Here is a 14,187-nt window from a genome sequence, read left to right as displayed (position 1 = left end):
AGGGCACGTCAAGTGCGGTGTGGATGCTGGATCTTCACAACTCCACAGTGACGCGACTCATAGGTGAGCGGTGTGGCCGAGTGCAGTAGCGAATCGAACGCGCCCCTCGAGTGCGCCCCACGTACCACCCCTGCGGTCTGTCGGCTGGTGGAGGGGGCGGAAACTCGCGGGACCGCTGTCAGATGTGTGCGGTAGAAACACTGTTCGGCCGTACCCGCTGCTGTGGTGCGGCTTTCGACGCATCCCTGGGGGGACCTTGTTCAGAACACGGGCGGCCTGGGCTGCCATCGGTACGACCGCCGCGCTCCTGCTGACCGGCGTGCCGGCGGCGCACGCGGCGGAGGGGGCGGGGACGGCGGAGGCGGCGGGGACCGCGGAGGGGCAGGCGCCGGACGTCCGCTGGGCGAGCAGCGTGTCGAGCGACCTCGGCACCCTCCAGGTCGCCGTCAGCTCCGACAGCGCGCTCACGGACATCAGGGCCCACATCGTCTCGGCGTCCACCCAGCAGGAGGTCGCCGTCGTGGAGTACGACGCGTTCACCCTGGCCTCCGGCACGGCGGCCGACGGCGTGTGGCGCACGAAGCAGCCGCTCGACCTGCCCGCGCTCGGCAGCTACGACGTCCGCGTCGAGGCCACGGACGCGGACGGCGACCGCACCGTCGACAACTCCGCGGGCTCGCTCGCCTACTACGTCGCGGCCTTGTTCGAGGACGTGCGCCCCGACCGCACGGAGATCGACACCGACCACCGCGAGGTGCGGGTCGACGGCACGCTGAAGGGACGCTGGCCGGGGACCCGCGAGCTGAAGCCGCTGGCGGACCACCGGGTCGACCTCGACGTGGACAACTGGACGGAGAACACCGTCCGCACCGACGCGGAGGGGCGCTTCTCCGGCACGGTCACCGTGAACGACGCGGTCCCGGTCCAGGCCGTCTACCGGCACGACACCGCGAACCCGTACGTCCTCTACGGCGAGTCCGAGCCGACGCCGATCGGCATCCGGCAGGTGGCCACGCGCTGGACCTTCCAGGCCCCGGCGGAAGCCCGGACGATCGACTACGGACAGCAGGTCACCGTCACGGCGACCCTGGAGCGCGAGACCCCGCAGGGCTGGGTCCCCTTCGAGGGCCAGAGCGGCGGCGTCCTCTACGAGGCATCCGAGGGCACGCACTGGGCCAGCGTCGGCTACTTCACCACCGGCGCGGACGGCAAGGCCAGCGTCACGCACACCCCGTGGGAGACCGGCACGTTCCGCGTGGCGTCCCACAGCGACGACCCGTTCATCGCCCCGGCCTCGGCGAACAGCCCTGAGATCACGGTCCTGCGCGCCTCGGTCTTCACGTCGTTCTCGGCCACGCGTGCGCAGGAGGGCGGCGTCCACGTCGAGGGCGCGATGGACTTCCCCGACGGCTGGACGCCCGGCGTCATCCCGGTCCACATCGAACACTCCCGCGACGGCAAGCGCTGGACGAACCTCCGCACGACGGAGGCGAACTGGTCGGGCGAGGGACACGCGTTCTCGGCGGACCTCACGGATGTGCGACGCGGTTACTTCCGAGCGCGGTTCGAGGCGACGGAGTCGTTCCGGGGGGCGGTGTCGGAGGTGGTGAAGGTGGGGCGCTGACACGCCACCGCAGAGGACATCACCGGGGGCCTTCACGGCGTTCACCAAGCGCTACGCAGCGTGGATGCCATGTGCCGTCGCCGCCGGGTCGTGGGCGGAGCGCCCCGTCGGTATCCGCAAGTGAGCAGCCGCCACAGACGTTCTTCCTATACTTGCAGCATGGACCACGAACTGGAGCGAGCCGCCATCGTCGCGTTGCTGCGGCGCGGCGACCGGCCGTGGTCCGAGCTGACCGACCAGATCGAGTCGGTCGGAAGCGCACGCGACATCCTCGAGAACGCTCTTGACGCTTCTGGGCAGAGCGCACTGTTCGACACCGAGCCCGCCGTGGACCTGGACGCTGTCGCAGCCGAGATCTCGGCTTGGGAGCACGAGGGCATGCGCCTGGTGACGATCCTGGATGATGATTACCCGCTGTATCTGCGGCTGGTCCATCAGCGTCCGCCCTTCCTGTTCCTACGGGGAACGCCCGTAGAGGGCGACCTGCGGGTCGCCGTCGTGGGTACGCGTGCTCCCACCCCGGAGGGAATCGCCCATGCCCGTGCCATCGCGGGTGGGCTCGCTGAGCGCGGCGTCACTGTGGTCAGTGGTCTCGCTGCCGGCATCGACACCGCCGCCCATGGCACCGCCCTCGCGGTCGGCGGGCGCACGGTCGCCGTCATCGGCACCGGCCTCCGGCGGACCTACCCGGCGCAGAACGCCGACCTGCAGCGGGAGATCATCGAGCGGGGCCTGGTGATCTCCCAGTTCTGGCCGGATGCACCGCCTTCGAAGGCGTCGTTCCCGTTGCGCAACGCCGTGATGAGCGGATACAGCCTTGCCACCGTCGTGGTGGAGGCGGCGTACCGCAGCGGCGCCCGTATGCAGGCCCGTCTGGCCCTTGAACACGGACGGCGTGTGTTCCTCATGCGCTCTCTCATGACTCACGAATGGGCCCGTGAGTACGCGAGTCGGCCCAACACGACCGTCATCGACGGTCCTGACGACGTCTTCAGCCAACTCGACTCGCTCGTCCCCACCACGGGCGAGCTCACCTGGGCATAACGGCGGACCGTGTGGCAACTGTTTCCGAACTGTCCGCCCGCTACGCCAACTTCCTCGTTCATCCGTTACTGCCGGGACCAGGTGTCTGCCAGGTCTGCCGCGGCACCGCGAACCCTGGCTACCCCACCTGCTGGCAGTGCCAGGAGGCCAGGAGGATCTTAGGCGCAGGGGTCGGTGATGCCGTGGTTCCCGTCAGCCTGGCCCTGAAGAACGAGCAGTACGCCAACGAACTGTGGCGCTACAAGAACACCACGGGAGCGCAGCAGCACTACTTCCGCACGGGCCTGGCGGCTGTCCTGTGGCGTTTTCTCGCCCTTCACGAAGCCTGCATCGCCGCCCACTGCGCCGTACCCGGCTTCAGCGTCGTCACCACGGTGCCCAGCACCAGCGGTCGGGAGATTCATCCACTGCGGACCATGGTCGCGGACATGGTCGGCGCCACACGCGGCCGCTACCGGGACCTGCTCACGCCGACGCCTGAGGCCGCCGCCCTCGGCCGAACGGGCTCTTCGGCGCGCTACACGTCTTCGGCACTCTGGGGCGAGGATGTGCTGCTCGTCGACGACACCTGGACCACAGGGCACCACGCCCAGTCCGCAGCGGCGGCCCTGAAGGCGGCAGGCGCAGGCAGCGTGGCCATCGTCGTCCTCGGCCGGCATCTCAACCTCACCTACGGTGACACGGCGACGCTCGTCGAACAGGCTCGCCTGCGCAGCTTCTCCTGGGCTGCCTGCGCCCTACGACCATGGGGCCACAGCCGAGATTCATGACCGTGCTCGAGTCGGCTCCGAGCTGCTCGCTGCCCAGGCCGCCGGATCAACGAACGCCGTAAGAGCGCCGACGCCCCCTGCCCGACCACGCGGACAGGGGGCGTCGAAGGCGAGCTTCGGAGGAACCGCCTACTTCACCGGCTCCGGCTCCGGTGCGTTCTCGGAGTCCGCCGTGCCTGCCGGGGGCTCGTCGTCGCCGTCCGTGTCCTCGGGCTCCGCCGGGACCGGCGTCTTCACCGAGTCCAGCAGGAGTTGGGCGACGTCCACGACCGTGATGGACTCCTTCGCCTTGCCGTCGTTCTTCTTGCCGTTCACGGAGTCCGTGAGCATGACCAGGCAGAACGGGCAGGCCGTTGAGACGATGTCGGGGTTGACCGACAGGGCCTCGTCCACGCGCTCGTTGTTGATGCGCTTGCCGATGCGCTCCTCCATCCACATCCGCGCGCCACCCGCGCCGCAGCAGAAGCCCCGCTCCTTGTGGCGGTGCATCTCCTCGTTGCGGATGCCGGGGACGGACGCGATGATCTCGCGCGGCGGCGTGTAGATCTTGTTGTGGCGGCCCAGGTAGCACGGGTCGTGGTACGTGATGATGCCCTCGACCGGCGTGACCGGGATCAGCTTGCCCTCGTCCACCAGGTGCTGCAGCAGCTGCGTGTGGTGGATGACCTCGTAATCGCCGCCCAGCTGCGGGTACTCGTTGCCGAGCGTGTTGAGGCAGTGCGGGCAGGTCGCGACGATCTTCTTGGAGGACTTGGGCTTCGCCGACTCCGGCGTGACCTTGCCGTCCTCGTCCATCTCCTCGCCGAACGCCATGTTCAGCGCCATGACGTTCTCCATGCCGAGTTCCTGGAACAGGGGCTCGTTGCCGAGGCGGCGGGCGGAGTCACCCGTGCACTTCTCGTCGCCGCCCATGATCGCGAACTTGACGCCCGCGATGTGGAGGAGTTCCGCGAAGGCCTTCGTCGTCTTCTTCGCGCGGTCCTCCAGGGCGCCGGCGCAGCCGACCCAGTACAGGTACTCGACCTCGGACAGGTCCTCGATGTCCTTGCCGACGACCGGGACCTCGAAGTCGACCTCCTTGAGCCACTCCAGGCGCTGCTTCTTCGCCAGGCCCCAGGGGTTGCCCTTCTTCTCCAGGTTCTTGAGCATCGTGCCCGCCTCGGACGGGAACGCCGACTCGATCATCACCTGGTAGCGGCGCATGTCGACGATGTGGTCGACGTGCTCGATGTCCACCGGGCACTGCTCGACGCAGGCACCGCACGTGGTGCAGGACCACAGGACGTCCGGGTCGATGACGCCGTTGTCCTCCAGCGTGCCGATCAGGGGGCGCTCGGCCTCCGCCAGGGCGGCGGCGGGCACACCCGCCAACTGCTCCTCGGACGCCTTCTCCTCGCCCTCCATCGTCTTGCCGCCGCCGGCCAGCAGGTACGGCGCCTTGGCGTGCGCGTGGTCCCGCAGAGACATGATCAGCAGCTTGGGGGAGAGCGGCTTGCCCGTGTTCCAGGCGGGGCACTGCGACTGGCAGCGGCCGCACTCGGTGCACGTGGAGAAGTCCAGCAAGCCCTTCCAGGAGAACTGCTCGACCTGGCTGACGCCGAAGACGTCGTCGTCGCCGGGGTCCGTGAAGTCGATCGGCTTGCCGGCCGACGTCATGGGCTGCAGCGCGCCCAGCGCCGTCCCGCCCGTCGCCTCGCGCTTGAACCAGATGTTCGGGAACGCCAGGAAGCGGTGCCAGGCCACACCCATGTTGGTGTTGAGTGACACCACGATCATCCAGATGAACGAGGTGCCGATCTTGATCATCGCGACCAGGTAGACCAGGTTCTGCAGCGCCGTGACCGACAGGCCCTTGAAAGCCAGCACCAGGGGGTACGAGGCGAAGTACGAGGCCTCGTAGTGGTCGACGTGGTGGAGCGCGCCCTCCAGGCCGCGGAGCACGTAGATGGCCAGGCCGATGGTGAGGATGACGTACTCGACGAAGTAGGCCTGACCGGCTTTGGAGCCCGCGAAGCGGGACTTGCGACCGGGCCGGTTCGGCAGGTTCAGCAGACGGATCGCGATGAGCACCGCGATGCCCAGGACCGTCATCACGCCGATGAACTCGATGTACAGCTCGAACGGCAGGAACGTGCCGATGACCGGCAGCACCCAGTCGGCCTGGAACAGCTGCCCGAAGGCCTGGGCGAGGGTCGGCGGCAGCGTCAGGAAGCCGATCGCGACGAACCAGTGGGCGATGCCGACGATGCCCCACCGGTTCATGCGCGTGTGGCCGAGGAACTCCTTCACCAGGGTCACGCTGCGCTGGTAGGGGTTGTCGGTCCGGGTACCGGCGGGCACGGGCTGGCCCAGCTTGAAGTACCGGACGAACTGGCCGATCGCGCGTGCGAGCAGCGCGACGCCGACCACGGTCAGTACCAGCGACACGATGATCGCGGCGAGTTGCATGGGGGCTCCTCGGGCCTGCGAGGGGTTTCGTCGGGGTGACCTGTCGTTCCCGAAGGGTTCCCCGAAATTACTAAGCGGTAACTTATGCAGTCCGTCTGAGACTACCCCTATCTTCCGCCGCACTGTAGCCGGGTGGGCAGTGATCTGAATCGCTCAGGGTTGCCTCAGGAACCATCCGGATTCGACCCGGATCCCGTCGTGTTATTCATACCGAATTGTCATAGTGACGCCTAACTTATATCCGTGCTCTACGGGATCACCGCCGCCGCCACCGCCCTCCTGCTCACCGCCCTTCTCGCGGCGGCCCTTCGTGTGCCCGCCCTGCGGCTGCGTCTGGTCGAGCGGCGGCGGCAGCGCGAGGTGCCGCTGTCCGGGGGCGTGGCCGTGGTGGTCGTCACCGGGGCGGTCGTCGGCGTCACGGAGTGGGGCGCGGCCGGGAGCGGGATCGACGGGCTGCTCGTCGCCGGCGGCGTGGTCGCCCTGCTCGGGCTCGTCGACGACGTGTGGCGGCTGCGGCGGCGGGTGCTGGCCGGCGGTACGGGCGTGGCCGCCGCGTGTGTCGTGCCGTACGGGGAGACGGGGGTGGGCACCGGGCTGCTCGCCGTCGTGTGGGTCGTCGGGGTGACCTTCGCCTTCCGGGGGCTCGACCACGCCGACGGGCTCGCGGGGACGGTCGGGGTCGTCACCGCCTTCGGGGTGGCGGCCTGCGCGGCGATCGACGTGCTGGACGGGATCGCCGTGCTGATGAGCGTGCTGGCCGCGGCGCTGACCGGCTTCCTGCTGCACAACTGGCACCCCGCGCGCGTGGCGCTGGGCAGCTGTGGGTCCATGGCGGCGGGATTCGTGATCGCCGTCGGCCTCGTGCACGTCCGGGCCGGGTTCGGGATCGGGGAGAGCGCGGGGGTGCTCTTCGCGCTGACGGCCCTGGCGTGCGCCGACGCCGTACTCGTCCTGCTGGCGCGGCGGCTGAGCGGGCGGCCCGTGGTCCGCAGCGGGCCGGACCATCTCGCGCACCGGCTGCGGCGGCTCGGTCCGACCGTGCCGGGCGTCACGCTGCTGCTGGGCTTCGGGGCGTTCTCCGGCGTGCTCGTCGGGGTACTCGCGCACGTCGGCTGGGTCGGGGCCGACGCCCTGTGGTGGGTCCCGGGCGTGGCTCTCGTGGTGGTGTTCGCCCTCTCGCGTGTACCCGTGTACGCCGATCGACGCACAGTATCGCCGCAGGTCAGAGCCTCATTGCGTGTAAGGAGCGGATAAGAGTTGAGTCCGCTCGACTCAGCTCTGTTGACCGGTCGGGAGCCGTCGTGCACACTTGAGTCCGTTCCACTCAAGTCAGCTGGAGGAATCAACCATGGCACGTGCGGTCGGCATCGACCTGGGCACGACTAACTCCGTCGTCAGCGTTCTGGAGGGCGGCGAGCCCACCGTCATCACCAACGCCGAGGGCGCCAGGACCACGCCGTCCGTCGTCGCCTTCGCCAAGAACGGCGAAGTCCTCGTGGGCGAGGTGGCCAAGCGCCAGGCGGTCACGAACGTGGACCGGACGATCCGTTCGGTGAAGCGGCACATGGGCACCGACTGGAAGATCGAGCTCGACGGGAAGCCCTTCAACCCGCAGCAGATCAGCGCCTTCGTGCTGCAGAAGCTGAAGCGGGACGCCGAGTCCTACCTCGGTGAGAAGGTGACCGACGCGGTCATCACCGTCCCGGCGTACTTCAACGACGCCGAGCGCCAGGCCACGAAGGAGGCCGGCGAGATCGCCGGTCTGAACGTGCTCCGTATCGTCAACGAGCCGACCGCCGCCGCCCTGGCGTACGGCCTCGACAAGGACGACCAGACCATCCTGGTCTTCGACCTCGGTGGCGGTACGTTCGACGTCTCGCTGCTGGAGATCGGCGACGGCGTCGTCGAGGTGAAGGCCACCAACGGTGACAACCACCTCGGTGGTGACGACTGGGACCAGCGGATCGTCGACTACCTGGTCCAGCAGTTCCAGTCCGGCCACGGCGTGGACCTGGGCAAGGACAAGATGGCCCTGCAGCGTCTGCGTGAGGCCGCCGAGAAGGCGAAGATCGAGCTGTCCTCGTCCACCGAGACCTCGATCAACCTGCCCTACATCACCGCCTCCGCCGAGGGCCCCCTGCACCTCGACGAGAAGCTCACCCGCGCCCAGTTCCAGCAGCTGACCGCGGACCTCCTGGAGCGCTGCAAGACGCCGTTCCACAACGTCATCAAGGACGCCGGCATCTCCATCAGCGAGATCGACCACGTCGTCCTGGTGGGTGGCTCGACCCGTATGCCCGCCGTCGCCGAGCTCGTCAAGGAGCTGACCGGCGGCAAGGAGGCCAACAAGGGTGTGAACCCGGACGAGGTCGTCGCCATCGGCGCCTCGCTCCAGGCCGGTGTCCTCAAGGGCGAGGTCAAGGACGTCCTGCTCCTCGACGTCACCCCGCTGTCCCTCGGCATCGAGACCAAGGGCGGCATCATGACCAAGCTCATCGAGCGGAACACGACGATCCCGACCAAGCGGTCCGAGATCTTCACCACCGCCGAGGACAACCAGCCGTCCGTGCAGATCCAGGTCTACCAGGGCGAGCGCGAGATCGCGGCGTACAACAAGAAGCTCGGGATGTTCGAGCTGACCGGTCTGCCCCCGGCGCCGCGCGGCGTCCCGCAGATCGAGGTGTCCTTCGACATCGACGCCAACGGCATCATGCACGTGACCGCGAAGGACCTGGGCACGGGCAAGGAGCAGAAGATGACCGTCACCGGCGGCTCCTCGCTGCCGAAGGACGAGGTCGACCGCATGCGCGAGGAGGCCGAGCGCTACGCGGAGGAGGACCACAAGCGCCGCGAGGCCGCCGAGTCCCGCAACCAGGGCGAGCAGCTCGTCTACCAGACCGAGAAGTTCCTCAAGGACAACGAGGACAAGGTCCCGGGCGAGATCAAGACCGAGGTGGAGGAGGCCGTCGCCGAGCTGAAGGAGAAGCTCAAGGGCGAGGACACGGCCGAGATCCGCACGGCCACGGAGAAGGTCGCGGCCGTCTCCCAGAAGCTGGGCCAGGCCATGTACGCCGACGCCCAGGGCGCCCAGGCCGCCGGCGGTGCCTCCGCCGGAGCCGGCGCGGGTGCCGGTGACGCCAAGGCCGACGACGACGTCGTCGACGCCGAGATCGTCGACGAGGACCGGAAGGACGGTGCCGCGTGACGGAGGAGACCCCGGGCTTCGACGAGCAGCAGCCCGACGTCCCTTCCGGCGCCACCTCCGACGACGCCGAGCCGAAGGCCGCCGCCTCCTCCCCGGAGGAGAAGGCGGCCCCGGCCGGGGACACGGGCCAGGACGCCGGTCTGGTGGCCCAGCTGGACCAGGTGCGCACCGCGCTCGGCGAGCGCACCGCGGACCTCCAGCGCCTCCAGGCCGAGTACCAGAACTACCGCCGTCGGGTCGAGCGCGACCGGATCGCGGTCAAGGAGATCGCCATCGCGAACCTCCTGACCGAGCTCCTGCCCGTGCTCGACGACATCGGCCGCGCGCGGGAACACGGCGAACTGGTGGGCGGCTTCAAGTCCGTCGCCGAGTCGCTGGAGAGCACCGCGGCGAAGATGGGCCTGCAGCAGTTCGGCAAGGAGGGCGAGCCCTTCGACCCGACGATCCACGAGGCCCTGATGCACAGTTACGCACCGGACGTCACCGAGACGACCTGCGTGGCGATTCTGCAGCCCGGGTACCGGATCGGCGAGCGCACCATCCGCCCCGCGCGGGTGGCGGTGGCCGAGCCCCAGCCGGGGGCGCAGACGGTCAAGGCGGACGAGGCCGCCGAAGCCGACGACAAGGAGAGCGGTGGCCCGGACGAGGGCTGACGTAGACGAAGGGAAGGAGGGGCGTCGAGGATGAGCACCAAGGACTTCATCGAGAAGGACTACTACAAGGTCCTCGGCGTCCCCAAGGACGCCACCGAGGCCGAGATCAAGAAGGCGTACCGGAAGCTCGCCCGCGAGTACCACCCGGACGCCAACAAGGGCAACGTCAAGGCGGAGGAGCGCTTCAAGGAGATCTCGGAGGCCAACGACATCCTCGGCGACCCCAAGAAGCGCAAGGAGTACGACGAGGCCCGCGCCCTCTTCGGCAACGGCGGCTTCCGCCCGGGGCCCGGCGCGGGCGGCGGCTCCTTCAACTTCGACCTGGGCGACCTCTTCGGAGGCGGCGCCCAGGGCCAGGGCGGGGCCGGCGGCTTCGGCGGCGGACTCGGTGACGTCTTCGGGGGCCTGTTCAACCGTGGCGGCGCCGGACCGGGGACGCGTACGCAGCCCCGGCGCGGCCAGGACATCGAGTCCGAGGTCACGCTCAGCTTCACGGAGGCGATCGAGGGCGCGACCGTCCCGCTGCGGATGTCGTCGCAGTCGCCCTGCAAGGCCTGTTCGGGTACCGGCGACAAGAACGGCACGCCGCGCGTGTGCCCGACCTGCGTCGGCACCGGGCAGGTCGCCCGGGGCAGCGGCGGCGGCTTCTCGCTCACCGATCCCTGCCCGGACTGCAAGGGCCGCGGCCTGATCGCGGAGAACCCCTGCGAGATCTGCAAGGGCAGCGGCCGGGCCAAGTCCTCGCGGACGATGCAGGTGCGCATCCCCGCGGGGGTCAGCGACGGCCAGCGGATCCGGCTGCGCGGCAAGGGAGCGCCGGGCGAGCGCGGCGGCCCGGCGGGCGACCTGTACGTGATGGTGCACGTCGACTCCCACCCGGTGTTCGGCCGCAAGGACGACAACCTCACCGTCACCGTCCCGGTGACGTTCGCCGAGGCGGCCCTCGGCGGCGAGGTCCGGGTGCCCACGCTGGGCGGCCCGCCCGTCACGCTGAAACTGCCGCCCGGCACGCCGAACGGCCGTACGATGCGCGCCCGGGGCAAGGGCGCGGTCCGCAAGGACGGCACCCGCGGCGACCTCCTGGTCACCGTCGAGGTGAGTGTCCCGAAGGACCTGACGGGGAAGGCTCGTGACGCACTGGAGGCGTATCGCGAGGCGACCGCGGGCGAGGATCCGCGGGCGGATCTGTTCCAGGCCGCGAAGGGAGCATGAGTCAGATGGACGGTCGTCGACGCAACCCGTATGAACTGACCGAGGAGACCCCGGTCTACGTCATCTCGGTGGCGGCCCAGCTGTCCGGCCTGCACCCGCAGACCCTGCGCCAGTACGACCGCCTGGGCCTGGTCTCCCCCGACCGCACGGCCGGCCGGGGCCGCCGCTACTCGGCCCGTGACATCGAACTGCTCCGGCAGGTGCAGCAGTTGTCGCAGGACGAGGGCATCAACCTGGCGGGCATCAAGCGCATCATCGAACTGGAGAACCAGGTCGCCGCGCTCCAGGCCCGGGTGGCCGAGCTGGAGGACGCGCTCGACGGCGCGGCGGCGGCCATGCGGCAGCGCGAGGCGGCGGTGCACGCGTCGTACCGCCGGGACCTGGTGCCGTACCAGGAGGTCCAGCAGACCAGCGCGCTGGTGGTGTGGCGGCCGAAGCGGCAGCAGCAGGCGGACTGACGCGTACGCGCGTGTCCGCGTGTGAATGCGGGGCCGGGAGGCAACTCCCGGCCCCTTTCGCATGCCTTGACCCGATTTCGCACGGTCCCCTGTCCATGACTGACCAGTGCGGAGCACTTGGAGACGATTCCGCACCGTCTTCACAACCACTGCGGAGCGTGGTGTTGTCATCTCGTTAAGTGCTTCCGCTTGACGCTGAGGGGCGCGTCCGCGTTGGCTTTTCAGTCACATGGGCCACAAAGCTGTGCCCACGTCCGAATCACACGCGAAGTGAGCTCCCGCATGCGTCGTCGTATCTCCATATCCGTGGCCGCGGCCACGATGTCCGTCACGCTCGCCGGCTGCGGCGTGCTCAACGCGACCGGGAGCAGCGACGACGCCAGCCCGACCAAGGGCAACGACATCACGGTGGGCCTGCTGCTGCCGGAGAAGGCGAACACGCGGTACGAGAACTTCGACTACCCCATCATCAAGCAGAAGGTCGAGTCCCTCACGAACGACCAGGGCCGCGTCGAGTACGCCAACGCCGAGGCCAGCGCCGACAAGCAGGCGAGCCAGCTGCAGCAGATGATCGACGACCGGGTCGACGTGATCCTGCTGGACGCGGTCGACTCGCAGGCCATCGCGAGCGGCGTGAAGAAGGCCAAGGACGCCGGCATTCCGGTCATCGCCTACGACCGGCTGGCCGAGGGCCCGATCGACGCGTACATCTCCTTCGACAACGAACTGGTCGGCGAGGTCCAGGGCCGCTCCCTGCTGGAGGCCATCGGCGAGAAGGCGAGCCTCTCCGACAAGATCGTCATGATGAACGGCTCGCCGACGGACCCGAACGCCAAGCAGTTCAAAGCCGGGGCGATGTCCGAGCTGAACGGCAAGGTGACGATCGCCGAGTCCTTCGACACCAAGGACTGGAAGCCGGAGAACGCGCAGGCCAACATGGCCCAGGCGATCGAGAAGATCGGCAAGGACAACATCGCGGCCGTGTACTCCGCCAACGACGGCATGGCGGGCGGCATCGTCAAGGCGCTGGAGGCCGCCGGCGTGACCGAGCTGCCGCCGATCACCGGGCAGGACGCGGAACTCGCCGCGGTGCAGCGCATCATCAGCGGTGACCAGTACATGAGCGTGTACAAGTCGTACCCGCAGGAGGCGGAGAGCGCCGCGGAGATGGCGGTCGCGAAGGTCCAGGGCCGGGACATCCAGTTCGCCGCCCTCACCCGCGACAAGGTCGACAGCCCCACCCACAAGGGCATCCCCGCACAGCTCGTGCCCGTCGTCGCGCTGACCCGGGAGAACATCAAGGACACCGTCGTCGCCGACGACATCTACCAGGTGTCGGACATCTGCACGGCGAAGTACAAGGCGGCCTGCCAGTCCCTCGGCCTCAAGTAGCCGGTTCGGGCGTACGCCTCCTGTCGGCCCTTCCGGGGCGTCCGGCCAGGGTGAGCGCCCGCAGCAGCCACTCGGCGGGCCCGTGCCCGAAGCGCCGGGTCCACGCCGTGCTGAGGGCGAGCTGGAGCGCGTACACGGCGACCGCGAGCAGCAGCACGCCGGCCGCTCCCACCTCCCCGTAGAGGGACAGGCCGTACGCCGTGGCGACGAACATCATGATCAGGGACTGCCCGAGATAGTTCGTGAGCGCGAGGCGGCCCGCCGGGGCGAACAGCCGCCGGACCCGGTCCCCCCGGGGCGAGTCCAGCAGGAGCAGCAGCACGCAGGCGTACGCGGCCGACAGGGCGGGCGCCGTCAGCATGCCCACGCCGATGCCCAGGAGCTGCCAGCGGTCGCCCAACGGCCCCTGCGCCGAGGAGGCGAAGAAGACGGCGCCCGGGACTCCGACGGCCAGAGCGACGACCGTGACGCGCACCAGCCGGGAGCGGTCGGTGCCGCCCGGGGCGAGCAGGCGCCGCCGCCCCGCGGCCAGACCGAGGAAGAACGCGGCGAGCACGCCCGGGGCCATGAGCAGAACGCCGAGGAGGGCGAGGGGCAGCCGGTCCAGGTTCTCCCGCACGACCGAGCCCGCACTGCCGCGGTAGGCGGCCACGGCCTGCGCGATCGCCTGGTGGGGGACGGGTTCCTCGTCGTCCACCGCGGTGGCCAGCGCCCCCAGACCGGTGAGGACGACACCGAACACCCCGTAGATCCAGGCGGCGGCCTTCACGGCGGTGGCCGGCCTGATCCGCCGCGCCCAGAGCAGGACCAGGCCCAGGACGCCGTAGGTCAGGAGGATGTCGCCGGTGTACAGCAGGACGGCGTGCACCAGGCCGAGCAGCACCAGGCCCAGGGACCGGCGCAGGAAGCGCGCGGTGATGCGGGCCCCGTCCCGTTCGGCGGAGGCCGCCTGGAGGGTGAAGCTGTAGCCGAACAGGAACGAGAACAGCAGGTAGAACTTGCTGGACGCGAGCGCCGCCACCAGCCAGGCGGCGACCTGGTCCACCGGGGCCGCCCCGGGATCCCGGACCCCTTCCGCCTCGTAAGGGCTCATGATCTGCGCGCTGTTGACCACCAGGATGCCCAACAGGGCGAAGCCCCGCAGCGCGTCGACGGCGGGCAGCCGTCGCGGGCCCGCCGGTCCCCCCGGGTCGTTCACCGTTCCCCCTCGCGAGCAGGCGGACCCGGTCCCGGCCCGCGATCACAGAAGGTCGCACACCGACCGCGCGCACGCCACCCCATCCTGGGGCAACAGGCCGGCTGACGGCGAGCGGATTCAGGGATCGAACGGCTCAAAAAGGAACGCGGGTGCGGGGGAGCCGTGTTGCGGAGCAGGTCCCGG

11 protein-coding genes are annotated in these 14,187 nt (G+C 69.5%); 9 read left to right on the top strand and 2 right to left on the bottom strand.

Annotation, left to right across the window (positions count from 1 at the left end):
- The first annotated feature begins 256 nt into the window (after positions 1–256).
- The 3 genes from ACSUPV_RS18585 (at position 257) to ACSUPV_RS18575 (ending at position 3,438) form a co-directional block, all read left to right on the top strand.
- Complete coding sequence (locus ACSUPV_RS18585; RefSeq protein WP_436947847.1) at positions 257–1,624, top strand: hypothetical protein; 1,368 nt, start codon at positions 257–259, stop codon at positions 1,622–1,624.
- A 159-nt stretch (positions 1,625–1,783) separates the two neighbouring features.
- On the top strand, positions 1,784–2,668 hold the full coding sequence (locus ACSUPV_RS18580) for a DNA-processing protein DprA (protein WP_359785402.1): 885 nt from the start codon (positions 1,784–1,786) through the stop codon (positions 2,666–2,668).
- Positions 2,669–2,679: 11 nt separating this feature from the next.
- The gene (locus ACSUPV_RS18575) at positions 2,680–3,438 is read left to right on the top strand and encodes a hypothetical protein (RefSeq protein WP_436947846.1); all 759 of its coding nucleotides are present in this window, start codon (positions 2,680–2,682) and stop codon (positions 3,436–3,438) included.
- Between the two features lie 129 nt (positions 3,439–3,567).
- Here ACSUPV_RS18575 and ACSUPV_RS18570 read toward each other — a convergent pair whose 3' ends face one another.
- The gene (locus tag ACSUPV_RS18570) at positions 3,568–5,886 is read right to left on the bottom strand and encodes a heterodisulfide reductase-related iron-sulfur binding cluster (protein WP_436947845.1); all 2,319 of its coding nucleotides are present in this window, start codon (positions 5,884–5,886) and stop codon (positions 3,568–3,570) included.
- Positions 5,887–6,129: 243 nt separating this feature from the next.
- Here ACSUPV_RS18570 and ACSUPV_RS18565 point away from each other — a divergent pair, with 243 nt between their 5' ends.
- The 6 genes from ACSUPV_RS18565 to ACSUPV_RS18540 all read left to right on the top strand — a co-directional run bounded on the left by ACSUPV_RS18565 (position 6,130) and on the right by ACSUPV_RS18540 (position 12,806).
- On the top strand, positions 6,130–7,140 hold the full coding sequence (locus tag ACSUPV_RS18565; protein ID WP_436947844.1) for an MraY family glycosyltransferase: 1,011 nt from the start codon (positions 6,130–6,132) through the stop codon (positions 7,138–7,140).
- Between the two features lie 94 nt (positions 7,141–7,234).
- Entirely contained in the window at positions 7,235–9,091 is a 1,857-nt protein-coding gene (gene dnaK / locus ACSUPV_RS18560) for a molecular chaperone DnaK (protein ID WP_037765150.1), read from the top strand.
- A complete protein-coding gene (grpE, locus tag ACSUPV_RS18555; RefSeq protein ID WP_031116080.1) occupies positions 9,088–9,744 on the top strand; it encodes a nucleotide exchange factor GrpE in 657 nt (218 codons plus the stop codon). The genes dnaK and grpE overlap by 4 nt, the downstream gene beginning before the upstream one ends.
- A 30-nt stretch (positions 9,745–9,774) precedes the next feature.
- Positions 9,775–10,956 (top strand): molecular chaperone DnaJ, encoded by a 1,182-nt coding sequence (gene dnaJ, locus ACSUPV_RS18550; RefSeq protein WP_031116079.1) that lies wholly within the window; start codon positions 9,775–9,777, stop codon positions 10,954–10,956.
- Between the two features lie 5 nt (positions 10,957–10,961).
- Positions 10,962–11,414 (top strand): heat shock protein transcriptional repressor HspR, encoded by a 453-nt coding sequence (locus ACSUPV_RS18545; protein WP_031116078.1) that lies wholly within the window; start codon positions 10,962–10,964, stop codon positions 11,412–11,414.
- 282 nt (positions 11,415–11,696) lie between these two features.
- Positions 11,697–12,806 carry a sugar ABC transporter substrate-binding protein gene (locus ACSUPV_RS18540; protein ID WP_382613822.1) on the top strand — a complete coding sequence of 370 codons (1,110 nt, stop codon included), beginning with the start codon at positions 11,697–11,699 and terminating at the stop codon, positions 12,804–12,806.
- Here the strand turns inward: ACSUPV_RS18540 and ACSUPV_RS18535 are convergent.
- Positions 12,799–14,004 (bottom strand): DUF418 domain-containing protein, encoded by a 1,206-nt coding sequence (locus ACSUPV_RS18535; RefSeq protein ID WP_436947843.1) that lies wholly within the window; start codon positions 14,002–14,004, stop codon positions 12,799–12,801. The genes ACSUPV_RS18540 and ACSUPV_RS18535 overlap by 8 nt on opposite strands.
- Between the last annotated feature and the right edge of the window lie 183 nt (positions 14,005–14,187).

Source organism: Streptomyces sp. SudanB52_2052 (genome assembly GCF_964272415.1).
In the GTDB taxonomy this organism is placed as follows: Bacteria; Actinomycetota; Actinomycetes; order Streptomycetales; family Streptomycetaceae; genus Streptomyces; species Streptomyces olindensis.
This window is presented reverse-complemented; position numbering and strand designations above follow the sequence as displayed.

What these genes read in the sequence shown, in the direction of transcription:
- ACSUPV_RS18580 (WP_359785402.1), top strand. Translation starts at nt 1,784, where the DNA reads ATGGACCACGAACTGGAGCGAGCCGCCATCGTCGCGTTGCTGCGGCGC.
- ACSUPV_RS18570 (WP_436947845.1), bottom strand. Translation starts at nt 5,886, where the DNA reads ATGCAACTCGCCGCGATCATCGTGTCGCTGGTACTGACCGTGGTCGGC.
- dnaK (WP_037765150.1), top strand. Translation starts at nt 7,235, where the DNA reads ATGGCACGTGCGGTCGGCATCGACCTGGGCACGACTAACTCCGTCGTC.
- dnaJ (WP_031116079.1), top strand. Translation starts at nt 9,775, where the DNA reads ATGAGCACCAAGGACTTCATCGAGAAGGACTACTACAAGGTCCTCGGC.
- ACSUPV_RS18545 (WP_031116078.1), top strand. Translation starts at nt 10,962, where the DNA reads ATGGACGGTCGTCGACGCAACCCGTATGAACTGACCGAGGAGACCCCG.
- ACSUPV_RS18540 (WP_382613822.1), top strand. Translation starts at nt 11,697, where the DNA reads ATGCGTCGTCGTATCTCCATATCCGTGGCCGCGGCCACGATGTCCGTC.